General features: G+C 68.4%; 23 protein-coding genes and 2 pseudogenes. 10 read left to right on the top strand and 15 right to left on the bottom strand.

Translation table 11 applies throughout. The annotated features are described in order from the left end of the window. Positions 1–43: 43 nt before the first annotated feature. Together ACGF7U_RS17280 and ACGF7U_RS17275 are read left to right on the top strand one after the other, a co-directional pair. Positions 44–451 carry a MarR family winged helix-turn-helix transcriptional regulator gene (locus tag ACGF7U_RS17280; RefSeq protein ID WP_393107606.1) on the top strand — a complete coding sequence of 136 codons (408 nt, stop codon included), beginning with the start codon at positions 44–46 and terminating at the stop codon, positions 449–451. Positions 452–824: 373 nt separating this feature from the next. Next, a pseudogene (locus tag ACGF7U_RS17275) lies at positions 825–941 on the top strand (IS5/IS1182 family transposase); the annotation flags it as partial. Positions 942–959: 18 nt separating this feature from the next. On the opposite strand, the gene ACGF7U_RS17270 reads toward ACGF7U_RS17275, so the two are convergent. The 5 genes and pseudogenes from ACGF7U_RS17270 to ACGF7U_RS17250 form a co-directional block, all read right to left on the bottom strand. Continuing rightward, positions 960–1,724, bottom strand: coding sequence for a maleylpyruvate isomerase family mycothiol-dependent enzyme (locus ACGF7U_RS17270; protein WP_393107604.1), 765 nt, complete (start codon positions 1,722–1,724; stop codon positions 960–962). 62 nt (positions 1,725–1,786) lie between these two features. Further along, positions 1,787–2,637 (bottom strand): annotated as a pseudogene (locus ACGF7U_RS17265) (IS5 family transposase). Positions 2,638–3,037: 400 nt separating this feature from the next. Continuing rightward, positions 3,038–4,369, bottom strand: a complete 1,332-nt coding sequence (locus ACGF7U_RS17260; RefSeq protein ID WP_393107602.1) for a serine hydrolase domain-containing protein — start codon at positions 4,367–4,369, stop codon at positions 3,038–3,040. A gap of 237 nt (positions 4,370–4,606) precedes the next feature. Further along, on the bottom strand, positions 4,607–4,807 hold the full coding sequence (locus tag ACGF7U_RS17255; protein WP_393107600.1) for a hypothetical protein: 201 nt from the start codon (positions 4,805–4,807) through the stop codon (positions 4,607–4,609). 620 nt (positions 4,808–5,427) lie between these two features. Beyond that, complete coding sequence (locus ACGF7U_RS17250) at positions 5,428–5,865, bottom strand: hypothetical protein (protein ID WP_393107598.1); 438 nt, start codon at positions 5,863–5,865, stop codon at positions 5,428–5,430. Between the two features lie 509 nt (positions 5,866–6,374). Here ACGF7U_RS17250 and ACGF7U_RS17245 point away from each other — a divergent pair. Both ACGF7U_RS17245 and ACGF7U_RS17240 read left to right on the top strand, forming a co-directional pair. Beyond that, the gene (locus ACGF7U_RS17245; RefSeq protein ID WP_393107596.1) at positions 6,375–6,761 is read left to right on the top strand and encodes an SCP2 sterol-binding domain-containing protein; all 387 of its coding nucleotides are present in this window, start codon (positions 6,375–6,377) and stop codon (positions 6,759–6,761) included. Continuing rightward, complete coding sequence (locus tag ACGF7U_RS17240; RefSeq protein ID WP_393107594.1) at positions 6,758–8,815, top strand: glycogen debranching N-terminal domain-containing protein; 2,058 nt, start codon at positions 6,758–6,760, stop codon at positions 8,813–8,815. Before ACGF7U_RS17245 ends, ACGF7U_RS17240 begins: the two co-directional genes overlap by 4 nt. Before the next feature lie 557 nt (positions 8,816–9,372). Here the strand turns inward: ACGF7U_RS17240 and ACGF7U_RS17235 are convergent. The 3 genes from ACGF7U_RS17235 to ACGF7U_RS17225 form a co-directional block, all read right to left on the bottom strand. After that, complete coding sequence (locus ACGF7U_RS17235) at positions 9,373–9,813, bottom strand: VOC family protein (RefSeq protein ID WP_393107592.1); 441 nt, start codon at positions 9,811–9,813, stop codon at positions 9,373–9,375. A gap of 187 nt (positions 9,814–10,000) precedes the next feature. Then, positions 10,001–10,207 (bottom strand): hypothetical protein, encoded by a 207-nt coding sequence (locus tag ACGF7U_RS17230; RefSeq protein ID WP_393107591.1) that lies wholly within the window; start codon positions 10,205–10,207, stop codon positions 10,001–10,003. A 112-nt stretch (positions 10,208–10,319) separates the two neighbouring features. Further along, positions 10,320–11,399, bottom strand: coding sequence for a helix-turn-helix transcriptional regulator (locus tag ACGF7U_RS17225; RefSeq protein WP_393107589.1), 1,080 nt, complete (start codon positions 11,397–11,399; stop codon positions 10,320–10,322). Between the two features lie 62 nt (positions 11,400–11,461). On the opposite strand from ACGF7U_RS17225, the gene ACGF7U_RS17220 reads away from it, so the two are divergent. Together ACGF7U_RS17220 and ACGF7U_RS17215 are read left to right on the top strand one after the other, a co-directional pair. Continuing rightward, positions 11,462–12,448 carry a zinc-binding dehydrogenase gene (locus tag ACGF7U_RS17220; protein ID WP_393107587.1) on the top strand — a complete coding sequence of 329 codons (987 nt, stop codon included), beginning with the start codon at positions 11,462–11,464 and terminating at the stop codon, positions 12,446–12,448. Then, positions 12,445–13,500, top strand: a complete 1,056-nt coding sequence (locus ACGF7U_RS17215) for a winged helix DNA-binding domain-containing protein (protein WP_393107585.1) — start codon at positions 12,445–12,447, stop codon at positions 13,498–13,500. The genes ACGF7U_RS17220 and ACGF7U_RS17215 overlap by 4 nt, the downstream gene beginning before the upstream one ends. Before the next feature lie 157 nt (positions 13,501–13,657). Here the strand turns inward: ACGF7U_RS17215 and ACGF7U_RS17210 are convergent, their stop codons facing one another. The 3 genes from ACGF7U_RS17210 to ACGF7U_RS17200 form a co-directional block, all read right to left on the bottom strand. Continuing rightward, complete coding sequence (locus ACGF7U_RS17210; RefSeq protein WP_393107583.1) at positions 13,658–13,999, bottom strand: DUF5713 family protein; 342 nt, start codon at positions 13,997–13,999, stop codon at positions 13,658–13,660. Positions 14,000–14,181: 182 nt separating this feature from the next. Beyond that, a complete protein-coding gene (locus ACGF7U_RS17205; protein ID WP_393107581.1) occupies positions 14,182–14,763 on the bottom strand; it encodes a dihydrofolate reductase family protein in 582 nt (193 codons plus the stop codon). A gap of 66 nt (positions 14,764–14,829) precedes the next feature. Further along, complete coding sequence (locus ACGF7U_RS17200; RefSeq protein ID WP_393107579.1) at positions 14,830–15,669, bottom strand: helix-turn-helix domain-containing protein; 840 nt, start codon at positions 15,667–15,669, stop codon at positions 14,830–14,832. 147 nt (positions 15,670–15,816) lie between these two features. On the opposite strand from ACGF7U_RS17200, the gene ACGF7U_RS17195 reads away from it, so the two are divergent. Both ACGF7U_RS17195 and ACGF7U_RS17190 read left to right on the top strand, forming a co-directional pair. Beyond that, on the top strand, positions 15,817–16,449 hold the full coding sequence (locus ACGF7U_RS17195; RefSeq protein ID WP_393107577.1) for an MOSC domain-containing protein: 633 nt from the start codon (positions 15,817–15,819) through the stop codon (positions 16,447–16,449). A 378-nt stretch (positions 16,450–16,827) separates the two neighbouring features. Continuing rightward, positions 16,828–17,373, top strand: coding sequence for an alpha/beta hydrolase (locus ACGF7U_RS17190; protein WP_393107575.1), 546 nt, complete (start codon positions 16,828–16,830; stop codon positions 17,371–17,373). A gap of 435 nt (positions 17,374–17,808) precedes the next feature. Here the strand turns inward: ACGF7U_RS17190 and ACGF7U_RS17185 are convergent, their stop codons facing one another. Further along, positions 17,809–19,035: an MFS transporter gene (locus ACGF7U_RS17185; RefSeq protein ID WP_393107573.1), complete on the bottom strand. Its 1,227-nt coding sequence runs from the start codon at positions 19,033–19,035 to the stop codon at positions 17,809–17,811. A 630-nt stretch (positions 19,036–19,665) separates the two neighbouring features. On the opposite strand from ACGF7U_RS17185, the gene ACGF7U_RS17180 reads away from it, so the two are divergent. Both ACGF7U_RS17180 and ACGF7U_RS17175 read left to right on the top strand, forming a co-directional pair. Further along, complete coding sequence (locus ACGF7U_RS17180; RefSeq protein ID WP_393107571.1) at positions 19,666–20,070, top strand: hypothetical protein; 405 nt, start codon at positions 19,666–19,668, stop codon at positions 20,068–20,070. Positions 20,071–20,199: 129 nt separating this feature from the next. Beyond that, on the top strand, positions 20,200–21,027 hold the full coding sequence (locus ACGF7U_RS17175) for an NAD(P)H-binding protein (RefSeq protein ID WP_393107569.1): 828 nt from the start codon (positions 20,200–20,202) through the stop codon (positions 21,025–21,027). Between the two features lie 85 nt (positions 21,028–21,112). Here ACGF7U_RS17175 and ACGF7U_RS17170 read toward each other — a convergent pair whose 3' ends face one another. The 3 genes from ACGF7U_RS17170 to ACGF7U_RS17160 all read right to left on the bottom strand — a co-directional run bounded on the left by ACGF7U_RS17170 (position 21,113) and on the right by ACGF7U_RS17160 (position 25,944). Then, entirely contained in the window at positions 21,113–22,003 is an 891-nt protein-coding gene (locus ACGF7U_RS17170) for a LysR family transcriptional regulator (RefSeq protein ID WP_393107567.1), read from the bottom strand. 396 nt (positions 22,004–22,399) lie between these two features. After that, complete coding sequence (locus ACGF7U_RS17165; RefSeq protein WP_393107565.1) at positions 22,400–24,100, bottom strand: ABC transporter ATP-binding protein; 1,701 nt, start codon at positions 24,098–24,100, stop codon at positions 22,400–22,402. Between the two features lie 5 nt (positions 24,101–24,105). Next, the gene (locus ACGF7U_RS17160) at positions 24,106–25,944 is read right to left on the bottom strand and encodes an ABC transporter ATP-binding protein (RefSeq protein ID WP_393107562.1); all 1,839 of its coding nucleotides are present in this window, start codon (positions 25,942–25,944) and stop codon (positions 24,106–24,108) included. Positions 25,945–26,280 lie beyond the last annotated feature (336 nt).

Genomic DNA, 26,280 nt, shown 5'->3' with positions numbered 1-26,280 from the left:
CTAGAACTATCACAACTCGGAACACTTGAGGTACCCTGTTGTCATGAGTGCTTCGGTGGGTGGCGTGGAGTTGTGCGGGCTTGTTGCGCGCCTGAACCAGCGCATGGACTCGCACATCCGAGGTGTCGCAGACGCGCTGGGGATCACGGCATCGCAGGCGATCGCGCTTCGCGAGATGTCGGAGCCGATCACGCTGACCGAGCTCGCCGATCGCATGAGCTGCGAGGCGTCGAACGCCGGCTACGTGATCGATCGCATGGAGAAACAAGGGCTGGTGCGACGGCAGCCTCACCCCACGGATCGCCGAGCGAAGATCCTCACCCTCACCGAGGACGGGCAGAAATGCCGCAGCAACGTGCTCGACGCCCTCTCACGCAAAGCGCCGATCGATGCCCTCTCCCCTGACGAGCAGCGCGCTCTCGCGGAACTCCTGCGCAAGGCCACGTCCTGACGAGAAGCCGAAACACGCAGGAGGAGCTTGACCCCTGACCCTGCAGGTTGATGCGGCCGGGGTCAACGTAGCTGGCGTTGGTCGGCCGCCGCAGATCGGTCGGGAGCGCCTCCCGCTCCAGGAAGCCTGCGCGGTGGTCATGCGCCGGGCGGCGACTTCGCCGCCCGGCGAGCCGGCGACGGGGAGGTTGGGGCTGACCGACACTGTCGAGGACCGCGCGCCGCATCACCTGCGAACGCGGCGCCCCCGGTCTGCTGCGGTGCGGACCGGATACGCGGAGAGCCGTCCGCTGGGTTGCCACCGGCGACAGGTTCCAGACCGGACCGTCTTTGAGTACATCGTGATCGCGCTGGGTCCACGGCTCCGGCTATGCGTCGTGGACTTCCACCTCTACCTCGCCGCCACTCTCGTCAGGCTCCGCGTGCTCATCCGACGCTCGACGAGCCGCTACCGCTGGGACGGCCGCCCCACCACCCGATGCCTCAAGTGATCCAGCTGCCGGTCGGCCTCAGCCCCAGTCCTGCAGCTGCTGGAGCAGGTCGGCGTCGCCCTCGATCCGCAGCGAGCCAGCCGGGATGCGCATGTACATGAGCAGGGCCATCTCGCTTGCCGTGCCGTAGATGGCGGCGGTGGGCTTGCTCTCGGCCGCCTCCGCCCCGGTGAGGCGGGTGAAGCGGGAACCGGCGGCGTCCACTGTCTGGCGCCAGGAGCCGGCCTCGGCTGCGTGGTAGTCCATGGTGGCGGGCTCGCCCGGCCACGGGACTGTGCCGGTGCAGACGGTGGCGAGGAACTCCTCGATGGCGTCGACCGCCTCGGTCGTCGGCAGCTCCTGCGGGGTACCGGAGGCCAGCTGGGCGTCGTAGGTGTGGATCAGCGATTCCGGGACGCGGCGGCGGGCCACGGCGGCCACCGTATGCGGCGAGGCCAGCGGCTCCCACCAGGCCCAGCAGCCCCGGTCCGGGCCGGCCTCGCGCAGAGCAGTGAGCAGCTGGTCCGTCGAGTCAGCCAGCCAGGTTATGAGGGCCTCGCGCTCCCTGGGCGCCGCCAGGCCGTCCTTGCTCGGCCGCTCGTCGCCCGGCGCGGTGTTCAGCACGATGTAGGCCCAGAAGCGGTCGCCCTCACTGAGGTGGTTCGCCAGGTCGTACAGCGTCCAGCCCGGGCAGGACGGGACGTCGGCGTCGAGGCTGGGGGCCGCGGCGACAGCGGCGCGGAACGCGGCGGAACGCTCGTCAATCCTCCGCAGCAGGGTGGGGAAATAGAGATGATCAGTCACGCGGACCTTGTATCACCCGGACCGGGACTCTCGCACTCGTTTAAGACCGATCGGCAGATGGATCACTTGAGGCGCCGGGTGGTGGGGCGGCCGTCCCAGCGGTAGCGGCTCGTCGAGCGTCGGATGAGCACGCGGAGCCTGACGAGAGTCGCGGCGAGGTGGAGGTAGAACTCGATAACGGCGCCGTTCCTCTCGGTGCAGCGCCGGATCTTGCCCTAGCCGTTCATCCACGAGTGCGTCCGTTCCACGGTCCACCGCTTACCGGGCTGGATCGGGGCGGGTACACCCTTGCGGGAGATCTCACCGGTGAAGCCCGACTCCCGGAGCAGAGTGCGGGACTTGTTGCTGTCGTAGCCCGGTCGAGGTTGATGTTCACGTCCTCGGGCAAGGGACCCACCTGTCCGATGGCCGCTTCGAGGGTCGGGCCGAGGAGAGGCGAGTCGTGGCGGTTGGCCCCTGCGGCGACCAGGCCAATCGGGACGCCGCACGCGTCGGAGGCGAGCGAGCGCTTCAGGCCCTGCTTCCCCCGTCGACCGGGGACCGGCCTGCGCATTCGCCGCCGCACGGGGCCTTGGTGATGCAGCCGTCGACAGATATCTCGGACAGCTCCAGGCCGATCATGCGGTCGTACGCCTGGAGCGCGATGGCGTGGACGGCCTCGGAATTGCCTTGCGCGGCCCACTCTTTGAGCCGTCGGCGGATGGTGCGGTCGGAGCATCCGGGACTGGACAGGCGCTCGCAACCCGAGCCGTGGACCAGCGCGAGCACCACGTGTTCGTACACGGTCCGGTCGGGGATTCTGCGGCGGTGGCAGCCGAGCGGGTGCCCCGCGGCGAACTCCCGGCCGTGTGGGTAGGAGTGCGGCGAACTGGTCCCAGAGGGGTTCGACCAGACAAGATGGCAGCGCGGGCACGGCCGTCCTTCGTGATCACTGAGCGTAGACGACTCCATGATCACCTGGACCCGTGCCCATTCTGCCGCCCAGGCCAACTTCGCCGATACCTATTGCCGGTCGCCCTGCGCCGGCGCGGGAGCAACCGCGATCAACGCCCACGGGGACGTGGCCGGGGTGCTACGTATCCGTGCCCGCCCGCCCAGGCGAAGTCACGCGCGATGGTCGGCGCCGGCGTCGGCGTGGCCACTCGGATCGACGGTCGGTTCCGGCCCACCCGACCAGTGGACCCGGGAATTCTGCTGGTTGGCCTCTCCCGCAACCTGCGGCACGGAATCAAACGTCGACTACGCCTGCGAACCGGTCACGCCGGGCTTCACGAGCTCGGCGTGACCCAGTTCGCGCTCCGCCTCGCGCACGCTCAGATGGAGCCCATCCTCAAGGTGTACGGGTCCACAGTGTTCGGCGGCGTGGACCGAGCCGGCTCGGCCCTGTCAGGCGAACCGGCCTGTTCGCCGCAGAACACCTCGGTGGTGAGCGTCTGGACCGCCTTCTGGAACGCCTCCTGCAGGGACGATGGGTCGGCGGCGTCCGCCGTGTAGGTCAGCGAGGCCTCCAGGGTCCTACTGCCGCCGGGCGTGCTGTACATCAGCGTCGCGTAGCCCTGGACGCCGCCGTTGTGGTTGAGAATGGTGCCGCCGCAGTTCGGACCCAAGTCCAGTACGAACAACCCGAGGCCATAGCCGCTGGTCGGGTGCGGCTTGCGCATCTCGGCCAGCAGCGGATCCGGGAGGAGCTTCCCGCCCGTCAGCGCGGAGATGAACGTGTGAAGATCCCGGGTGGTCGAGATCATGTCGCCGGCGCCGGGCGCCCAGGATGGGTTCTGGCGGGTGACGTCGACCGTCTTCTGCTGGCCGCCGTCCTCGTACCGGTAGTAGGCGTGGGCGTGCGGCCCGGGGATCTGCGGCCAGGTACCCGGCGCCACGGTGCCCGACATCCGGAGCGGCCGCACGATCCGCCGCTGGACCTCGTCGGCGTACGAACTGCCGGTGATCTTCTCGATCAGCAGCATGGCCAGCGTGTAGTTCGTGTTCGAGTAGCTCCAGTCCGTCCCCGGCGCGAACCGCGCCGGCTTGGACAACGCGAACCGGACCAGGTCCTCCGGCCGGTAGGTCCTGAACCTGTTTTCCACCCATTCCTTGCCTGACCACGGGATCCCTGGCACGACCGTTCCATCGGGGTAGTACTCGCCGGTGTAGTTGAACACCCCGCTGGTGTGCTGTAACAGCATCCGCACCGTGATCCGCCGGTCCAGCCCGAAAGCGGGCAGGTAGTCGGCCGCCGAGGCGTCGAGCCCGATCTTGCCCTCCGCGACCAGTTGCAGCACCACGGTCGCGACGAAGGTCTTGGTGACGCTGCCCGCCCGGAACCGCCCGTTCGTCGGCGGCTTCGCGGCCTTGCCCAGCCTGCTCACCCCGGCGCTACCGACCCAGTCGCCCCGCTCATCGTGCACGCGCAGCTGCACCCCGAGGAAACCGGCATCGACTGTCGCCTGGATGGCCCTCTGCAGCTCCGGGCGATCCTGCCCGACGGCGGCCTTCGACGGGGCCCCGCTGGCCGGGGTGGCGGCCCCGGGTGCTGCCCCCACCAGCAGTGTGACCGCCAACGCCGTGACCCCCAATCGCCGGGAGACCCGCGGCATCCGAAGCCTGTTGTTCTTGGTGCTCCTGGCGGTTTCTGATTGAGTTTCCATGATTCCTCTTCTCTGGTGTGGCGTTCAGCGAGCAGTTCGTCGAACAGCTCGGGGCGATGGGGATGGGGCGGGCGGTAGGCGAGCGGCTGCGTGCCCGTCAGCTCGCGTATCAGGAAGTCCCAGGCGGGCGCGCAAACGCAGTGCAGGCAGTCGATGAACAGGCGTTCCGTCAGCTGGTCCGCCATGTTGGACGCGTGGATTCGTGCCTCGGGGGTGCTGTTGCCCTGCCGCGCCTTACTAGTTGATATCGCGGCGGTAGATGGCTGTGGCGAAGATGCACGTGATGACGAGGATGCCGACGCACCGTGCGGGGGCGATTGAGATGTCGGTGCCGCACGGCTGCTGGGTGAGCAGGTCGCGGATCGTGTTGACGATGGTTGTCGCCGGCTGGTGCTCGGCGAAGGCGCGCACTGGGCCGGGCATGGTGTCGGTGGGCACGAATCAGGTATCGCTCGATCGCTTCGACGGCCGTGCGGCAGTTCGGCGGAAGTTGCTCCACGCGTGCCTTGCACTGCCGCCATCGCCGCTTGGGGCCGATCACCTTGGCGATGGAGCCGCCCTCGTCAGTGCCGGGCATGACTCTTCCCTCCGTTGTGGAGATGCTCAAGCCGTGCTGCCAGGAAGCTCCAGGTCCTCCAGGCTTCTTCGAGGTATTCCTGTCCTTGAGCGTTGAGCGACTACACCTTGCGCGGCGGCCTCTTCTCGGCCGTTTCTTCTCCACATCGACGAGCCGGCGCTGCTCGATCCTGACGAGCAGCGCGCAGATGGCGCCCTCGGCGGTGCCGGAGAAGCCCTGACCCCGCGGTCACGCCGTGATCCCGTAACCGTACGCGGGCCGGCCGGACAGGATCGCGAGGACAATGCCCTCCGGCGTTCCCTTGAGCATCTCCGTCATCTGCCTGCCCATGGGTTCCCCTCTCAGCTATTCAGTACTGCTTACTACCGGTAGACAGTAACACTGACTACCGGTACCTAGCAACGCCGATTAGCCACGTGCTACCGGCCGACAGCCCGCACGGCATGCCTCTCACGGCAGAGCAGTAACGGCGGCATGCGGGTCAGCCGGTTCGAGCCGGAACACCGCGAGGGGCCTTCAGCTCGGCGAAGATGCTGTCGTCGTCGGCGAGGGCGACCAGCTTCGCCACGTCCTCGACCGGGATGCGGTGCAGCATCCGGCCATCGGTGAGGTCCCACACCCGGATCACGCCGCCTTGCGAGCCGGTGACCGCCACCGGGCGTGCGTCGGCGTTCGGCGACGAGGAGGGACAGTTCCTCGCCACCGCCGTGCTGTGGCGGCCCTCGGTGATGACCGCTGGCACGCCGGCGAAGGCATCGTCTTCCCTCCGCTCACCGGGCCGTACGACGACAACGCCCCGGACGGCTCCGGGCTGCTTGAAATCCTGCTCGACGACATCAGCGACCGGTACGTCGAGTTCGCCGAGGACTACTACGAGCTCGAGGTGGACCGGGCGGTGATCGAGCACGTCGTCGCGCACCGCCCGCTCACTGACCGTTGCAGGGCAGCGATCGAGCAGTCGAGCACCGACCGTCCAATGTGCCAACGACAGGCCGGGCCGCTCCTACGCATGCCGTTTCGGGTGGCCACGTCACGCCATCGTAAGGCGGTCAAGGCAGCGTTCCACGACGTTGCGCTTGGCTCAATCGCCTTGCCGAAGGGCGGGTGGTCGGCCCCCGGCGCGGCCCTTGGCGGCCCGGCGCCCAACCTGGTTCGAGCGTTCGGGGATCGCGTGCCGCATCCCGCGTTGGCGAAGAGCCCCGAGTGCGGACGCTTCATTCCAGTTGCGAGACGTTGATCGCGACGCCATCTGTTCCGTGGCTGGCACCGGAGCCGGGTCAGAGACGGCTGGAGTTCGTGCGTCAACTCGGGCGCACGGCCACAACAATGAGGAGCCCGGAATGATCCCACCCGTTTCGGGTGAGGCCCCGTCATCACCGGCGCTTCTAGTTTGCTCAAGACAGTGAACCGTGAAGGGAAGTGGCGCGGATGGCTGGTGTGATTGGTGAGTTCCTTGACCGGCTGAGTCGTCAAGAGGTCGCGGGGGTGGAGTTTCTGCCGGCGACGGTCCGCGGCACCGTCCGCCTCGACATCGAGTGCGACAAGCGGATTGAGCAGTGGTTTGTGACCCTGCGGAAGGGGCATGCGCAGGTGGCGCGTATGGGTCGGGAGCCCGAGGCGGTCATGCGTGGTAGCCGGCCGGCGTTCGACCGGCTGGCCAGCGGTGAAGAGACCTTCGTCGCGTTACTTCTCCGCAACGACATTCTGGTCGAGGGCAACATCCAGCTGGTGGACCGGTTCTCTCGGCTCTTCCCCAGCCCTAGGTCCGCGCTCCATCCGCGAGAGTTCGTTCTCGAGGAGAGGCGAAAGGAATGATCGAAAAAACCGTCAGCATTCTGGACGGCAACACGTTCATCGTCACCGACGAGCGGGGTGACGTCAGTCCTTCGCCGGCCCATCCGGCCGGGCTTTTCTATTTCGACACCCGTTTCCTGTCGACCTGGGTTCTCAGCATCAACGGACAGCGACTCAACGCCCTGTCAAGAGACGAAGTGCAGTACTTCGAGACGCACTTCTTTCTCGTGCCCGGCGAGCCGACGCACTACATCGATGCGAAGGTGTCGGTCATTCGGGAACAGTCGATCTCTGCAGATTTCGTCGAGCGCCTGACCGTTCTGAACCACGACATCAAGCCGGCCCGCTTCAGGCTGCGGTTGAACGTGGACAGCGACTTCGCCGATCTGTTCGAGGTCAAAGACGCGCGGAGGAAAATCGGCATAACGTCCAAAGAAAGGGAAGATGGCCGCTTGCGCCTGCGCTACACGCGAGGCAAGTTCCGGCGCGAGACGATTATTTCCAGTACTGCGCCCGCGCATGTCGACGAGGATGGGATGTGTTTCGACATCCAACTCGACCCGCGCGGATCATGGCACACCGAACTGCGTGCGCAGCCCATCATCCACGGAGCCCGGAACGAGGCCGGCGGGGGCGTCTGGGGTGCCCACCGGAAGAGACGCCTTGGGCAACGGTTGCGACCAGATCTGGAGCGCTGGATTCAGAATGCGCCGACGCTGGCATGCGATTACGAACCCCTCCAGAGTGCGTACGAGCGGAGCCTCGTCGACCTGGCCGCCATGCGGTTCAGCACACTGTCCGGCGGAGCGCCGATCCCCACGGCCGGCCTGCCCTGGTTCATGACCTCCTTTGGGCGGGACAGCATCTTCATCAGCCTGCAGGCTCTGCCGTTCACACCGCAGTTGGTTCCACCCGTGCTGCACCTGCTGACCGCCTTGCAGGGCAGCCGACTCAACAACTTCCGCGAGGAGGAGCCGGGGAAGATTTCTCACGAACTCCGGTACGGGGAGTCCGCCGCGTTCGGGGAGCAGCCGCACAGTCCCTACTACGGATCGGCTGACGCCACCCCGCTCTTCGTGATCCTACTCGACGAGTACGAACGGTGGACCGGAGACGCCAAGCTGGTGCGGTTCCTCGAGCACGACGCCCGGGAGGCATTGAACTGGATCGACGAGTACGGCGACCTGCTCGGCAACGGCTACATCTCCTACTGGCGTCGCAACAAGGTGCAGGGTCTGGAGAACCAGTGCTGGAAAGACTCCCCGGACTCGATCTCGTACCACGACGGACGGCTCCCCCACCCGCCCCGCGCCACCTGTGAATTGCAGGGGTACGCCTACGACGCGAAGATCCGCGGCGCCCGCCTGGCCCGCCAGTTCTGGAACGACCCGGCCTACGCCGAGCGTCTCGAACGCGAGGCCGCCGAACTCAGGGAACGGTTCAACCGCGACTTCTGGATCCCGGACCGGGAGTACTACGCGCTGGCGGTCGACCCGGACGGCAAACCCGTCGACGCCCTCGCCTCCAACATCGGACACCTGCTGTGGAGCGGCATCGTCGAACCCGCCCGGGCAAAAAAGGTCGCTCAACACCTGCTGAGCCCCGCCATGTTCTCCGGGTGGGGCGTGCGCACCCTCGCCGACACCGAAGCCCGCTACAACCCCGTCGGCTACCACGTCGGCACCGTCTGGCCGTTCGACAACTCCATCATCGCCTGGGGACTGTGGCGCTACGGCTTCCGCGATGAGGCGGCACGCATCGCGGAGGCAGTCATCCAAGCGTCAACCTACTTCCAAGGCCGACTCCCCGAGGCATTCGCCGGCTATGACCGCGCGTTGACCAGCTATCCGGTCGAGTACCCGACCGCGTGCAGCCCGCAAGGCTGGTCCGCCGGAGCCCCTCTGCTGTTCCTCCGCACCATCCTCGGCCTCAACCCTCACGAGAACCACCTCGCGAGCGACCCCGTCCTGCCACCCTCCATCAATCGCATCGAACTCTCCGACATCCCTGGCCGCTGGGGACGAGCCAACGCGTTCGGTCTTCGCGGCGGCCGACACAAGCGGCAACGCCTCTGACTCAGGTCGGACCGGTGCGGGCGGTCGACCGGTTCGCGAGACTCGATCCTGCTCGGAGCGTGCAACCGGGTGGTACGGCGGCGGCGCACGATCTTCGCTGTCTGGGCGCTCGATCGGCCCGGCAGGCTCCAACGCCTCCCCGGCGGTCGGACGACCGTTGCCGTCGGCGATCATCGCCTTACCAACCGCCTCGGCCGGCGAGGAAGCCGCTGATCTCCCGTCCAGTCCGGGGACGGGACCGACACCCCGTCGACGCGCACGACGCGGCCGGCGGTTGCGGCGTCCACCCCGCGCCACCGCTCGTAGACGAGCCCGCAGGTGACGCCCCCGCCGGGCGGCCGGTAGTTCGCGACCTCGCGGAGGTAGAGGCACCCTGGGCCACCACGGCCCGGCCGACGCCCAGCGCACCATCGACGCCCGGCTGGCCTACCGGCTCGTCGCCGCCTACCCCCGACCCGGTACGTCACAGACACTCTGCCCCGGCCCGGGGGCCGGGCCGTCCGAACGATGGGTGCCGTCATCCGGCGGAGGACGAATGCGGACACAGGGACTCGCGGTCAGTCCGCTTTCCGCTGCTCTTCGGCGAACATCACGAGAATGCCGCTGGGACCGCGGAGATAGGTGAGCTTGTAGACATCCTCGTAGGTGGCGACGCCGCGGAGCGGGTGACAGCCGTGCCTGGCGGCGACCTCGAGGGCGGCGTCGATGTTGTCCACGGCAAAGCAGACGCGGTGCATGCCGATGGTGTTCGGTTGGACGGGCTCGGCCTCGATCGCGTCCGGATGCACGTACTGGAACATCTCGATGCGACCGTTGCCATCGGGCGTCTGGAGCACGGCGATGTCGGCGGTGTTGCCGTCCAGACCGACGGCGGTGTCAGCCCACTCGCCGCTGATCCGGGCGCGTCCGAGCACCGTCAGGCCGAGGTCGGTGAAGAAGGCGATGGCGGCTTCTAGGTCGCGGACGGCGATGCCGATGTTGTCGAGTCTGACGGACATTGGTTTCTCCTATTTCAAGCCGCGGCCGGCACGAGCCGCCTGCCGTGATCGAAGGGCTGTGTTTCGACGGTACTGAAGAACATGACGGGCGAGGCGGTCGTTTGCGGTGGCGGAGGGCTTCCGTGCAGGTGTCGCCAGCGGCCAGGTCTGGCGTAGCCGTTTGGCGTATTCGTGAATAGTGCGGTTGTCAGTCCCTCGCCGACGACCGCGGAGGGCCGGTCAGGACGGTGGGACCGAACTCCAGGAGCTGGAGCCTGCCGTCGAAGGTGCGCGAGTCGACCATCTGCAGCGCCACGTCCGGCCATCCGTCGTAGATCCAGTCCCTGCCGGTTACGCCGTTGACGACGGGGAACACCACCACCCGGTACCGGTCGACCAGCCCTGCTTTCGGCACTGACCGGCACAGGCCGGGCTGCCGATGGTCCGCAGCGGAAACCGACCGTCCTGCTTCATCGACCGGACCACCTCCGCGGCGTCCTGATCGACCAGCGTCGCGTTGGCCCAGCTCAGCGGGGCAGCCAAGTCGGGAGTGGTCCGTCGATGTCACGCGGTTCGCCGCAAGCTCCTGCCGCTTTCTTCGGCCGGGTTTGCGGCACCGGGTTGGTGTGCTCTTTAGGGGAAGCGGGTTGGGGCCGCTGGTGTTGTGCGGCCAGGAGGAACCGGCTTCCCCACTCCCGGAGGTGGTCGACGAACTCCGGTGGGCCGAGCACCTCGAATTCCGCGCCGATGATGCCCAGCGCCTGGGTGGGCCAGTCGAGGGTGGTGGACACCATGGTGAGGCGGCAGCGGTCGCCATCGATGGCCTCGATCGTGCCCCACCGACCGACGACCCGGCGGACGTGTTCGGCGGATGCGTGGACCAGCGCCTGTACGACGTGTCCTGCGTGGCCTCCGGTGGAGCTGCGCACGAACTGGGCGGCGTCGTCGGCGGGAAGGGGTCGTGGGCGGAAGCTCGTTCCGGCGCTGCGCGGGTCGGTCAGTCGGTCGAGGCGGAAGCTGCGCCAGTCGTGTCGGGTCAGGTCGTAGGCCACCAGGTACCAGCGCCCGCCGAGGGGCACCAGGCGGTGCGGTTCGACTTCCCGGTCAGTGTCGGGGCCGCCGCGGGCGGTGTAGCGGAACCGCAGCCGCTCCTCGTCCCGGCACGCCTGAGCGATCACCGTCAGCACCTCGGCGGGCACGACCGGCCCCGCAGCCGCGGGTGAGATGGTCATCGCGCGTAACGCGTTCACCCGGGCACGCAGCCTCGGCGGGAGTACCTGCACCACTTTGGTGAGCGCGCGCACCGCGGCATCTTCGATCCCGGCGATTCCGCTCTGGGTGGCGTCGCCCATGCCGACCGCCAGCGCGACGCCTTCCTCGTCGTCAAGCAGTAGCGGCGGCAGGATCGCACCGGGCGCCAACTGGTAGCCGCCGTCCGTACCTCGGGAGGCGTGGACCGGGTAGCCGAGTTCCCGCAGCCGGTCGACATCGCGGCGCAGGGTGCGCTCCGACACACCGAGGCGGTCGGCCAGATCGGTGCCGGACCAGTGGCGGTGGGTCTGCAGCAACGACAGCAACCGGAGCGTTCGGGAACTGGTGTTGGCCATGTTCTGATCTTCGCACCACTTCCGGTCAAGAAGTGACCGGAAGCCGATCTAGCGTCATCGGCATGATCACTCGTGAGATTCAGTTGACCACCCAGATCGCCGGCGTACCGAGCCGGGAGCATTTCACCGTTGTCGAGGCCGAGATCGACGGCGAGGTCCTCGTCCGCACCGACCACCTGGGGCTTGCTGCCACATACCTCGAACTCATGCGCTCCGACTGCCACCTGCCGGTCCCCGCCTGGCAGCCGGGCCAGCGCATCGGCGTGATGGCCATTGGCACGGTGCTACGGTCGGCCAGCCCGGACCTGCACGAGGGCGACCTCGTCCAGTCGATGAGCGGTTGGAGCACCCATTCCGCCGGGCCGGCCACCTCGTACGTCAAGCTGGACCGCAACGCGTACCCGGACCCCACCTACCATCTCGGCCAAGGGCCGACCGCGTACTACGGCATGGCGAACGTGGCCAAGGTCGGCCCCGGTGATGTCGTGTTCGTCTCCGGTGCGGCCGGCGGCGTCGGCTCGCTCGCGGGGCAAATTGCCCGCAATCTGGGCGCATCGAAGGTGATCGGCAGCGCGGGCAGCCAAGCCAAGGTGGATTACCTGGTCGGTGAGCTCGGTTTCGACGCCGCGTTCGACTATCACCAGGACCCGGTCGCGGCGCTGAACGAACTGGCACCTGAGGGCATCACGGTGTTCTTCGACACCGTCGGTGGCCCGCTCTACGAGGCTGCGCTCGCGGCCGCCGCGCCGGGAGCGCGGTTCGCGTTGTGCGGATCGCTGTCCACCCAACTGGGTGCAGCGGCGCAGCGCTTCCCCGAGCCCGACCGGGCCGCCGCAACAGAAAGGGGGATCGAGCTGCTGCCGTTCTCCTGCCACCACACGCCCGACCAGATCGCCGCATGGCACTCTCACTTCAGAACCTGGCTCGACCAGAACACGTTCGTCTTCCCGCAGACGGTCGTCCAGGCCGGCATCGACACCGTGCCCGATGCCTTCCTGTCGCTGTTGCGAGGCGACTACCGCGGCAACGTTTCGGTGCGGTTGGCATGACGCTGCTGTCGCGTCGCGCCCTCAACCGGGCGCTGTTGCAGCGCCAATTCCTGCTGGAGCGCACCGGCCAGGCGCCGCTCGACGTGATCCGGCGTCTGGTCGCCCTGCAGGCACAGGAACCGAACTGGCCCTACCTCGGCCTGTGGAGCCGGATCCACGGATTCACCCACGCCGATCTGACCACCCTGCTGGTCGACCGGCAGGTCGTGCGCTCCGGTCTCCTGCGTAGCACTCAGCACATCGCCGCGGCCGACGACTTCCGTCGGCTGCGGCCCCTGCTGCAACCCGTCCTCGACCGCACCGCGAACTCGGCGTACTTCCGCCGCAACAGCAACGGGCTGCCCACCGGGACGCTGATCGCCGACGGACGCGCGCTACTGGACGCCGGACCACTGGCGCGCAAAGAACTCGCCGGGCGCCTCACCGCACGCCACCCCGGCCGCGACGGCCGGATCCTCGCTGGCGAGTTCGAACTACGCACTCCGCTCGTCCACGATCCCGCCACCGCCTCCTGGGGCAGCTGGGGCAACCGATCCGCCATCACCGTCACCGCCATTCCTGTCGAAACTGTCGATTCCACGCCGATCTACGAGTTGTTCCGCCGCTACCTCGCCGCTTTCGGACCGGCCACGGTGGCCGACTTCCAGGCGTGGAGCGGGCTGAGGCGAATGAAGCAGGGCGTCGCGGACTCGGGCATCGAACTACGCCGCTACACCGGACCCGACGGCCAGACCCTGCTCGACCTGCCCGACGCGCACCTGCCCGACCCGCACCTCCCAGCGCCCGTGCGACTGCTGCCCGCCTACGACAACATCCTGCTGGGCCACGCCGACCGCACCCGCATCATCAGCGACGAAGACCGCAAGCGGGTCATGCCCGGCCAGGCCCTGGTCCGCCCCACCATCCTCATGGACGGCTTCGTCCGTGGCACCTGGTCCTTCACCGGAGACGACATACGACTCGCGCCATTCCGGCCTCTCACCACCGCCGAACAGCGAGCCGTCGACGACGAGGCGAACCGGATGCTGCCCTTCCTACGATGTGATCAATGAGTGGAAGCTCGCCAAGGGCTCCTTCTGCGTCGCCCCGTCCAACACCGCGGTCCCGCGGCCCATCTCGTCGCGGCGGCGGTCGACCAGCACTCCCCTCACCCTTCATCCTGACGCTCCCGATTCGAGTTGCCGCGCATCGTTCCCCGGCAGGGTCCGCTCACCAGTCCCGATTGGCGATCAGCCGTTCGGGATCCGCCGCCGCGAACCCGTAGCTCGTCGCGATGAACCAGAAGTCCTCTCCTATCGCTTCACGCGCGACAGTCTCGATCTCGCTGCCGGCCGCCTCGAACTCCGCCTCCAACAGGTTGAACTCCTCCGTCGCCGGGTCTGTGAGCGCGTACAGGGCTGCCAGATCCTTCGGACGCTCGACCTCTATGCGCTCGCACAACCGCAGTAGGATCGCGCGGCCCTTGTCGACGACGTGATCCGGAAAGTACCCGTCCGCGTACAGCTCCCGCAGAAAGGCGTACCCCGCCACCTGCTGATTGGTGATCGGCATCGTGCCCCCGTCCCCCTCCCATGGTCGAACCCGCCGATCATGCACCACCCGGCCGACAACCCGAGCGCGTAGCAGGTCAGGTACCGGAGCGATCGGCGCCGGCTGCCCGACCAGGGACGGCGATGCGCAGCAGCCGGAGGCCGATCTTGTGTCACCGTTCGAGTGGACTTCTTCGCGTACGGTCAACGACGCACCCGGTAGCGCAGGTGAAGCACCCGGTTGCCCTTAAGCACCACGTCAGGATCCTCCAACAGGTGCTGCGCGTCGACCGACCCGAAGTAGCGCTTGCCGGACCCGAACACCACGGGTACGACGTCCATGCGCACCTCGTCGACCAGGCCCGCGGCAAGCACCTGGCCACCGACGTCGCCAGCGGCGACCTCGACGATGCGGTCACCGGCAAGCTCCCGAGCCTTGGCCACGGCTGCCTCGACGCCGTCGACGAAGTGGAACGGCGCCTCGGGATACCAGCCCTCGGGCCTGCCCCGGTGGGTTACGACGACCACGTGGTCGACGCCGCCGGGAGGCTTCCCGTCCCAGCCGTCCGTCAGGTCGAAGACGTGGCGGCCGACGATTGTCGCCCCGATCTGGTCCCAGTACGGCCGGGTGTAGTCGTAGGACGTCTGCGACACCTTCAGCGCGCCGCTGGAGTCCAACGGCACGTCACCGCTGGCCAACCAGTCGAACAGCGGCCCGGGCTGGTCATTGTCGTCCGCGACGAAGCCGTCCACCGACACCGAGCTGTACATGACTACTTCGCCCATGTGGCGCTCCTCTGCTTCGGGATGCCCCCATATTGGCGTGTCGTGCGCTGTCGCTCTTGTAAGAAATCAATCGGCCGGCAGCGGCCAGCTGTCCAGCACGTGGCCGGGATGCTCGCGCAGGAACCGCCGCCGCACTTCGACGTACCGGGTCGGCGTGAGCCCGGTGAACGCCCGGAACTCGTGGCCGAAGTGGGCCTGGTCGAAGTAGCCTGCGCGACCGGCGAGGTCGCCCCAGTCGACCGGTCCGGCGGGGTTGATCGAGAACACGGTGGCGGCGAAGCGGTAGGTGCGGGCCAGCCGCTTCGGCGTGACGCCGACGAGCTCCTTGAACCGCTGTGCCAGATGAGTGCTGCTGACACCGGCTGCCACCCTCAGGTCGCCGATCGCCACCGCCCCGCTGGTCGCCGCGATGACGCTGCTCGTATGGCGCACCAGCCCCAGGCCGGCGGTCTCGCACAGCCGTCGTGTCAGCTCCTCCTCGAGCAGCGTCAGCATCTCGTGCGGCCCGTCCGCCGTGGCCAGCCGGTCTCGCAGCTCAGCTACGGCGGGCCGGCCCCAAACCTGCTCTACCGTCACCGGCCGGTCACACAGCTCGGCCGCGGGCATCGACAGGAACGGCGCCAGCCCCCACGGCTTGAAGTGCACGCCGACGGACCGGGTCCAGAGCGGGTAGCCGAACTCCAACGCGCGGGTGGGCGTGGTGACCACGCAGCCGTCGGCGTACTCGGCCGTCTCGATGTCGGTGCCGGCGCGGATGCGGAACGGCGCCCCGAGGTTGACGATGAGCAACGCCGACGGCATCGGCGGCAGCGTCAGCCGGGAGTACGGCGACGCACCCTGCAGGTAGTAGAGGTCGTCGATCAGCCCGTCCAGCGGCGGTCGCGGCACTCTGGACACGTACTGCACGCCCCCAGCATCGCAGACGCCATCAGCGTCACCGGGTGAGGTGGAACGAGGACGGCCTGCTGGGCCGCATCGTCTTCGTGACCGTCAACTGCGACGCCACCTTCGAGCACATCGCGGCTGCGGGCGGTCGGCGAGCAGCTGACAACCGTGGAGGTCGAGCAGCGCGGATTGGTTGGTGAACGGTTGTGGGCGGTGCGGGACGCAGACGGGAAGCTGGGCAGCGGGAAGAACACCCGTCGCTTTCGCCGGATGCCGGGTCTGTTCATGCTCCGCGGGCACTTCGGTGACCCGGTGCCGGTCGTCGAGTTGCCTGATGGGCGCCGATTCGGTGCTGATGAGCGGGCCGGCCACGAGGCGGTCAGCGATGTGCTCGCTCGTCGCGTCACCATCGAGCGCGAGGCGGAGGTCATGCACCATGACGAGGGGCCCGTAAGCCTGATCAGCACGGCAGCCCTGCGAAGACTCCATGATCTCCTCGGGGCACCGGTTGACCCGGTGCGATTCCGGGCCAACCTCCTCGTCGACGTATCGGGGAGCGATTTCGTTGAAGACGGTTGGCTCGGCCGAGCCATCCGTATCGGATCCGACGTCGTGTTGCGACCCCGCCAACGGCTTACGCGATGCGTCATGGTCGACCTTGCCCAGGAGGCCCTACCGGCACACGGACAGCTCCTGAGGACTGTCGCGGAGCACAACGACATGACCCTCGGCGTGTGGGCAACAGTCGAACGCCCTGGTCGTATCGCCCTGCGGGATGCCGTCGAGCTTCTGCCGAGGTGACATCGACATCCAGCAGTGCCTTGTCAGGTCGTGTGGCGTTTGTTGCGGTGTAACGGTTCGACGGGGTAGCCGATCCCGCGTTGTCCAGGGCGCTGCGGAACCGGCTGTCGGCGCCGGCGTCCACGGCCAGCAACGGCGGACGCAGCCCGTGGCCGGCCAGCTCGTCGAGCATCTGCACCACCAGCGCCCACTTCGGCCACGGCGCGCTGGCTCCTGACCCGAGGTGAGTTCGGTCGGCACCTGGCGTCTCTCCCTTGATCGGTCGATCCGCCGCTGCATGTACGGTCCCCGTCAGGCAAGGTGAAACGGAACCGAAGACGACCTGCGAACCACGCCCACGCCGGACAGGATCAAGATCATGTTAGGTAGGGTCGTCGCATGACTGACGCTGTCGTGATTCCCGGCGCGATGTTCGGACCGGGCGCTCCCCTGCTGATGTACGCCGGCGACGTGGCGGAACAACGGGGCGCGACGGTACATCGACACTCGTGGTCTCAGGAGTTTCCGAAGCTCGATCAGCCGGAGATCGAGAGCTGGGTCCGCGGTGAGATCGACCCGTTGGTCGACGCCATTGGCGGTCGCTCACTGTTGATCGGCAAGTCTCTCGGCACGAACGCGGCAGCGATCGCCGCCGAAAGAGATCTGCCCGCCGTGTGGCTCACGCCCCTGCTTACCCTGCCGTGGGTGGCTGATGCGTTGGGCCGCGCGACCGCGCCGTTCCTGCTCGTGGGTGGCACTGCCGACAAAGTTTGGGACAGCGGCCTGGCCCGCCGGCTGTCACCCCACGTGCTGGAGGTGGAAGGCGCCGATCACGGTATGTACGTACCCGGCCCGCTCACCGAGTCGATCGCAGTGCTCAGTCAGGTTGTACTCGCTGTGGAGGAGTTCCTCGACACGATCGGTTGGCCGAGCTCGACCCGGTGAACGTTGGTGGCCACAGACGTCGTCGACCCGCCGATCCCACCGGCACCTGCGCTGCCGACCCACTCGCCCTGCGCGTCGCGGACCCGCAACTGCACCCCGATGCACCCCGAGTCGACGATGTCCTCGGTGGCCCGCCGCAGCTGCGGCCGGCGCACAGCAGATCGAGATCGCCATCGGCGGTGACGGTTCCGCCCTCCTCCACTGGTGGGTGGAGCTCGCCCAGCGCCGCTGGATGGGGGCGGCGTTGACCCGGTCGCCGCTCACGATGCCGGGGAGCACGACCGGCCCGTCCTGGCGCGCGGGGCCCGCGCGTACCGGCGACAGCCATGACGCAGGCCGCCGGCCCGCCATCCGCCTCCGTCGCGGCCAGCACGGACGGCTCGGCGAGCTGCGCACCGCGTCATGACCAAGACGTGGCCTGCTGACGTCGTGCGCTCAAAGGGTGGTCCCGACTGGGATGTTCGTTGTCGGCCCGGAATCGGTCGACGGGGTACCCCACCGGGCGGTCAGCCAGGTCAGCGGCAGCCCGGCAAGGCACATGAGCAGGCCGGCGGCAACGACCGCCGACAGGCCGTTGCTGGTGAGGGTCCAGCCGCCGAGCAAGGCACCGGCCGCGATGCCGGCGTTGACCGCGGAGGCGGGCAGGCTGGCCGCCAGATCGCGCGCCGGGCCGGCCAGCGTGGCCACCCGGTACTGCAACGCCGGAACCAGTCCGAAGCCGACCAGGCCCCACGCCAGCAGCGCCACGGCGACGACGGCTGGCACGGTCCCGGTCAGGTAGAGCAGGCCGAGAGACAGCAGGAGTACGACGTTGGCCGTCAGCAGCGTACGAGAGGCGTCGCGGTCGGCTGCCCAGCCGCCGACGAACGTGCCGATCGCCGTCGCGACGCCGTAGGCGAGCAGGAAGCCGCTGACCTGGGCACCGGAGATGCCGGTCACTTCGAGCAGGAAGGGCGTGATGTAGGTGAAGACAGTGAACTGCCCGCCCAGCAGCAGCATCCCGATGGCTAGCATGACCAGGACGCGGGGCGCGAACGCGGATCGGGCCTGGCTGCGTAGCCCCAATGCCTGGTTGGCGGCGACCTTCGGTATCAGCAGCAGCAGGCCCACGAGGACGACGACTCCCACTCCGGCGATCATGATGAAGGAGCCGCGCCAGCCGAGCGTCCTGCCCACCATGGTTCCCACCGGGACGCCCATGGCGGTGGAGACGGCGATCCCGCCTATGACGACGGAGATGGCCTGGCCCATGCGGTCGGCGGGAACGAGGGAGCCGAGCGTGGCGAAGGCCGCAGCGATGAAGACACCGTGCAGCGACCCGGCCACAACTCGAGCGGCGAGCAGCAGCTCGAAGCTGGCGGTGGCGACCATCGCCACGGTGGCAAGCAGAAAGACCAGCATGGAAGCCCACAACAGGGTCTGCCGCTGCACGCGGATGGTCAGCGCGGTCAGCACGGGTCCGCCGATCGACAGGCCGAGGGCGTACGCGGTGACCAGGGCACCGGCCGCGCTGACGGTCACGCCGGTGTCCGCGGCGATGAGGTCCAGGACACCGACGATCACCAGTTCGGTGCTGCCGAGGACAAACGTGGCAAAGAACAACGCCGTCAGTGCCAGGTTGCCTCGAACTCGGCTCACGGCTTGGGATGGATGCACGTTCACGCTCCCGTTGCTGGTCCCGGGGTATGGGCGGCGCCGGCCACATGGGCCCGCCCTGGCGTCGCGATGATCGGCGGGGTGGGTCACCGGCCCGCCGCGGCAAGAGCCATCCTTGTGATTCGGTCCGAGGGGAACAACGGCCGTGTGCGCAACGCCGGTTAACACAGCGGTTCACGGTCGGGTGGGCGTGGTGGAGCAGCGTCTGCACGCGAGTCCGACGCGGGCCGGCCGGGCGATCAGAGGGCAGAAGCGTGACGTCGGTACCCCGCTGTTCGAGGACAGCGGACGCGCGTACGGCCGGTCGGCGGCCCTGATGACGTGGCTCTTCGGCGAGCGTAAGAAAGCGGTGACCCTCGCGCAGCCTCGCCACGCCCGCCCGTTCGTGAACCGCTGTGTTAACCGGCGTTGCGCACACGGCCGTTGTTTCCACCTGGTCGGGCGAAGAGGGTGAACCTTGCTACGGAAGACCGTGGCCAGGGCCACTATCCCGAAAGACCGTGACATGCACCTGCCTGATTTTTGCGCCGATCGCGAGACGCGGCCGGCTTACCATGATCTGTCCGCTGGCGAGGACCTCGCTCGGCTTGAGCTGGCTGCCGCCGCGCGGCACGGCGTGGGCGCGCGGCGGCACTGATGGAACCCACGGACATCCTGCCGATCGTCGCGATCCTGTCGATCGTCACTGTCGAGTTCGGCGGGCACGCGCTGCTGCGCTTCATCACCACTGACCGGGATCGGCTGGGAGCTTTCCGCGAACGATTCTTCCGGGCTGGCCATGCGCACGCCGGAGTGCTGCTGGTGCTCTCGCTCGTGTACCTGCTCTACCTGCCCCGTGCCGGATTCTCCGACGCTGGGGAATGGCTGTGCGGGGTGGTTCTGCTGACGGGGGTACTCGCACAGTCGGGCGGGTTCTTCCTCCACCTGGGTGTCGGCAAGGAGGGCGGTCGCTCGCCGGGCACGATGCTCACCCGCAGTGGCGCCCTGCTGCTCGCTGTCGCTCTCGTGGCCTTGGCGGCAGGCCTCATCCGGGCCGCATGACAGGTCCGGTGCGCTTGGCCGGCACGTAACCCGGCATTGCCGCTCGCCCGGCACGGATGAGACCCTGCTGATCGCCGCAGCGTCGATCGCGCCGGCGATCGGTTCCTTCTCGACACGACGAGGACCATGATGTATCTGATCACCGGCGCTACCGGCAACGTGGGCGCGGCATTGACCCGGGCACTGGCTGCGGCCGGCGCACCGGCACGAGCATTGGTCCGCCGACACATTGCGGCGTGGCCGGACGGAGTCGAAAGCGTCCTCGGTGACCTCAACCATCCCGAGACCCTGACCGACGCGTTCCACGGCGTTCGCGCGATGTTCCTGCTGCCCGGCTACGCAGACATGCCAGGCATGCTCGCGCGGGCCAGATCTGCGGGAGTGCGGCACGTGGTGCTGATGACCGCCGGGTCGGCCGCGCTCGAGGATATGACCAACGCGATCTCCCGGTACATGACGCTGTCCGAACGCGCAGTACGCGCCTCCGGCCTGGCCTGGACGATACTGCGGCCACGGGCCTTCATGTCCAACACGCTGCGCTGGCTGCCGCAACTGCGCGAAGGCGACATCGTACGCGTGCCGTTCGCGGCAGTGCGGACCGCCTGCATCGCCCCCGAGGACATCGCCGCGGTCGCCGCGACAGCGCTCACGGGCGAGGGGCACGAGGGGCGCGTCTACGAGCTGACCGGTCCTCGCGCGCTGACGCCCGCCGACCAGATCGCCGTGCTGGCCGAGGTGCTCGGTCGCGACCTGCACTGTGTCGGCCTCTCGGACGCCGAGGCTCACGCCGACATGGAGAAAGACATGCCCGCCGAGTACGTCGACGCCTTCTTCCGCTTCCATCGGGACGGCATCCTCGACGAGTCGCGCGTTCTCCCCGACGTCGAGGAGGTGACTGGACGCCCAGCGCGCTCTTACGAGGAGTGGGCGCTCCTCCACGCCGACGATTTCCGGTGAGCCTTCCCGACGCTGACCTGATGAGAGGCAAGCAGAGTGCGGCGCCTCACCACAGCCGCTCCCAGCTCCGAGAACGGTGGCGGATTCAGAGGGTCGCGGTGCCGAGGTCACGGACCACTCGGGCCAGGGCGCGAATCTGTTCGGAGTCGGAGTCGCTTCGCCAGACGAGGCCCCAGCGCAGGCGGGGAGCATCGTGGATGGGCAGGTAGCGGATGTCCGGGCGGGCGTAGTACCGGGCGGCGTGGGCACCCAGGTGGTGCACAGCCTCCCCGGAGCCGACGGTGGTGAGGATGTCGTCCATACCCCGGGCGGCCGGGCCGCGCTCGACGCGGCGACCGCGGGGAGTGTGGAACGGCAGGAAGGCATCCTCCCAATAGTCCGGCAGGGGCGCAGAGGGGCCGAGTACGGCGAAGTCGCCCAGGGCTTCGATCGAGACGGACTGGTGCACGGCCAGTTCGTGGCCGGGTGCGGCGAGCAGTACCCGAGGCTCGGTGAAGACCGCGGGGCCGACGGTGAGGTCGGGCTCCTGCACCGGCAGCCAGGAGAGCAGCACGTCCACGGATCCGTTGCGCAACGGCTCGAACGGGCTGATGAACGGGTTGTGGCGGATCTGCAGTCCCCACTGCGGATGGCGGGCGCGGAATGCCTGCCAGTAGCAGCGCAGGTCGTAGGCGTTGCCGGGCAGCATGCCGAGGCGCAGGACGGCGGTCGCGCCCTGCGCGGTCAGCCTGGCTCGCTGCACGCTGTCGTGCAGCCCCCGGTAGGCGGGTAGCAGATCGGCGTACAGCCGTTCGCCGATCGCGGTGAGACGAACGCTGCGGCTGGTGCGATCGAACAACCTCGCGCCGATCTCGCGCTCCTGCCTCTTGATCGCCTGGCTGACCCGCGCCGGGCTCACATGCAGCCGGTCAGCGGTCCTGCCGAAATGCAGCTCCTCGGCGAGCGTCAGAAATATCTCGACGTCGCGCAGCTCCATCACGCCTCCCTAGTCGTGAACCACGGTGTCAACCAGCGATGCCGAAAGGAGCCGCTGGCGTGTCTCGGCCCGGGGGCATGTCCCGGCAGTTCCGTCCAGCCTCGCCGAGTTCACGGTGTGTCATCGACTGCCGTGGGTGGGCTCGGCCGGCCCGATCGGCCTGGGCGCCACGAACTGTGGGCCCGGCCGTACGCCTGGGCGGGTGATGGCGGTGGACCTCTGCGGGTGTCGACGACGGATGCCGCCCGCAGGCGCGGCGGGCGCACAGGGAAGGAAACGACTCTCGTGTCGGCCCCGCCCGCGGTCTCACCGTCGCCCTCGCGCGAACCGCCGATGAGGCCGAGGCAGGCAAGCCGGTCCAAGGGTCGAATGAGTCTGGTAGATGTCGATTCATTCTTAACCCACCGGCCTCATGGAGATCGCCCAGAAGTCGGCGTAGCGGCCACCGCGGCGCAGCAGATCGTCGTGGCTGCCGTCCTCCACAACCCGACCACCATCGAGAAACACGACACGGTCGGCGCGTCGGACGGTACGCAGCCGATGCGCAACCATCACCACCGTCCGGCCCGCCATCAGACGGTCAATGCCCTCGTGGACGGCCGCCTCGTTCACCGGGTCCAGTGCGGAGGTCACCTCGTCGAGGAGCACGATCGGGGCGTCCTTCAGCAGCGCTCGCGCAATCGAGACCCGCTGGCGCTCACCACCCGAGAGGAGTGCGCCGCCCTCACCGACATTCGTCGCCCACCCGTCGGGCAGTCTCTCGATCACCTCGTCCAGCCGCGCTGCGGTCGCGGCTGCCCGCACCTCGTCTTCGCCGGCGTCTGGACGACCGAGACGCACGTTCTCCTCGATAGTGCCGTCGAAGAGATAGACGTCCTGGAAGACGATGGCCATCTGCGCCATCAACACCTCGGTGTCGATAGCGCGCACGTCCGCGCCACCCACGCGCACCGCGCCCGCGTGTACGTCGTAGGACCGCGCGAGCAACTGCAGCAGCGTGGTCTTGCCCGCACCCGATGGTCCGACAACGGCGAGCCGCTGCCCTTCCGGCACGGACAGCGACACGCCGTCGAGCACCGTACGGTCGCCGTGCCGAAAGACGACGGAGGTGAACTCCAGGCCATGGCCGACCGGCTGGACCGGTTGACGAGGCTCCGGGAGCGGCTCGGTGCTCAACACCGTATCGAGCCGCGTCAGCTCCGCACGTGCGGCGCGAATCTTGCCACCGAACTCCGCCAGCGACAGCAGCGGATCCGCGCAGCGCGCGGCCAGCACCAGGATCGTCAGGACCTCCGCCGCGCCGATGTTCTCGCTGAGCACGAGATAGGCGCCCAGGGCCAGCAGAGCGGTAAACATGGCCTGCACCGTGAACGCCGACCCCAAGGCTCCGGGCAGGGCCTTGAGCGAGGAACGGCGGGCCGCACGCTGGACCTCACGCAACGAGTCGTCGAGCAGCCGGAAGCGCTCGCCGGTCCGGCCACCGGCGCGCAGCACCGGCTGTGCCTGCAGGTACTCGATGACTCGCCCGGTGGCCTCACGGTCGCGCGCGCCGCGCTCGGCGTCGGTGGCAGCCGTCGAGCGTCCCGTCCAGATCTGGACCGCTGCCACGATCGGTACGGCGACCAGCGCGGCCAGGCCCATCCGCCAGTTGAAGGCGAGCATCACGACGACGATGGTCAGGGGCGTCACGCAGGCGGTGATGAGCGGTCCGAGCAGATGCGCCGCCACGCTCATCGCCTGTAGGAGACCTCGGCTGGCCAGGATGGACACCTCCCCGACCCGCCCGGCGCTGTACCAGCCCATCGGAAGCCGGGCCAGGTGCTCACCGAGCCGGTGGTACATGCCCCGCAGCATCGTGGTCCCGACGCGGAATCCGGACAGGTTGCTGAGGTATTGCAGTACCGCGTAGACCGCGACCGCCGCTCCGAACGCGATCAGCCAGGGCCACGCATCCGCCGGGCTGCTGCCGAAGAGTGCCCGCAGGACGGGCACCAGTAGTGCGTAGGACAGGCCCTCCACGATCGCGGTCGTCGCCATCAGGGCCACGGTGCGGCGCATCCTCGGGGCGTACCCCTCCCCCAGCACGCGCAGCAGCATTCGAATCATCGGGGCTCGTCTCCTCGCAGTACGCCACCGCGGTTCTCGCTCTCGCCGGCGAGCGCGGATTGGTGGGCTTGCCAGAACGCCGCGAACTTTCCGCCCCGGGCCAGCAGATCGGCGGGTCGGCCGCGCTCGGCGATCGATCCGTTCTCGAGCACGACGACGGTGTCGGCATCGGCGATCGTCTCCAGCCGATGCGCGATGACCAGAATCGTCCGATCGGCCGACAACGTTGCCAGTGCCTGGCGCACCGCCTGCTCGGTCTGCGGGTCGACGAAGGCGGTCGCCTCGTCGAGAACCAGCACCGGCGTGTCGGCGAGCAACGCTCGGGCGATCGAGATCCGCTGCGCCTCGCCGCCTGACAGCTTGACGTCTTCGCCGATCACCGTCTCGTACCCGCGCGGCAACTCGAGGATACGATCGTGGATGTTCGCGAGCCGGGCGGCGCGAACCACGTCGTCGAGGCCGGCACGCGGCACCGCCAGGGCTATGTTGTCCGCGACCGACGCGCGCAGCAGGCGGACCTCCTGGAAGACGAAGGAAACTCTCCGGTAGAGCTCCTCGCTGGCGATCTCGCGCAGATCCACCCCACCAAGGGTGACCGAACCGTGCGTCGGGTCGAAGAACCGCGGTAACAGCTGAACCAGCGTGGACTTCCCGCTCCCCGACGGCCCCACGACCGCGGTCACCGTCCCCGGCTCGAGCACCAGATCTATCCCGTGGAGCACCTCGTGATCGTTCTCGTAACCGAACCGGACGTCGCGCAGTTCCACCCGGTGACCCTTCGGCGTGACCGGGCGGGCGGGCTCCGGCAGTGACTCCACCGAGAACACCTCCCGGATCCGGCCGAGCGCGCGTGCGGCGGCCCGCATGTCATCGAAGCCGTGCCCGAGGGCGGCCAACGGTGCGGTCAGGCCGAGTCCGAGCAGTAGGAAGGGCAGCAGGTCGGCCGGGGGCATATCGCCCCGGATGATGAGAGCCGCACCACCGATCAGCACCACCAGAAGCACGAAGGGCGGCGACAGTGCCAACGCCATCCCTGCGGCGATCGGCGAGAGGCCGATAACCCACTTGAAGAAGGTGCTGACGAAGTCCTCCACGGCCGTGGAGAACTTCCGGTGGGCGCGCCCGGATCCGCCGAACGCCTTGATGACTGCGATGCCCTGCACGAACTCGACGACGGAGTTCGCGATGCGGCCCATACCGCGATCGAACTCCTTCTCCTCGCGCTGCCGGGCCGGGGTCATCATCAGGGGAACCAGTGCCATTGCCAGGATCACCGGAATCAGCGTGATCAGCGTGAGCCGCCAGTCCACGGTGACGAGATAGGCCAGCGACACCAGCGGCACCACGAACGCGGAGACGAGCTCGCCGGGGGTGTGCGCGATGAAGGGATGCACGGCACTCACGTCTTCCCCGACCAGCTTCGTCAGCTCGCCGGTCCGGCGTTGTGAGAACCACCCGATCGGCACGCGTCCCAGCCGCGCGGCCAGAGCCCGTCGAAACGACAGTTGTACCTGGTTGTCCACGAGATGCCCGATCCCGGAGGATGCGGTCGTGAACAGCAGCCGGACGAACAGACCGGCCGCACCCAGGATCACGACGTGCCAGACGTTTCCCTCAGCGAGCGGGCCGGGCGCCAACAGGGTGCGGCCCAGTTCGACGACCGCCAGCAGCGGCGCCAGACCCGCGACGGCGCCGATCACCTGTAGGACTACCACAGCTGCGAAACTCCACAGATGTCGGCGCAGCAACCGCGCCACGCTGTGCCCCGCCGCGGAGCCGGCATCCGGCAGCGGCGCGGACCGCACTTCCGCCTCGGCAAGGCCGGTGCTGGTCATCACTCTCCCGTCTTCGTCAATCTCGTCGTGAATCGTGGCCGGCCGCGACCACCCACTCGTTGCACACGGCGCTGCGTGCCGAGTCCCGCGTTCCACCCCGGTGACATCTCGGCCGGACAAAAGTGCCGGCGGCCGCGCGTACGTGCCTGCCGGGCCGCTGGTGCGGCATGCCGGGCACGCCCGCCCTCGCCGGGCACGCCCGCCCTCGGCGGGCGCAGCGCGTAGCCGAAGGCGGGCGTGCAGCCCAGGTGGTGCCGTCGCGCCGCCGTGACCCTGTCCCGGTCGATCAGCGACCTCGATCAACCAGCGTGCGCGCTCTGGCTACGGACGTCGCTG

It is taken from the genome of Micromonospora sp. NPDC047670, from assembly GCF_043204915.1.
GTDB lineage: Bacteria > Actinomycetota > Actinomycetes > Mycobacteriales > Micromonosporaceae > Micromonospora.
Note: the sequence above shows the minus strand (reverse complement) of the source record. Positions and strands in the feature narration are given on the sequence as shown.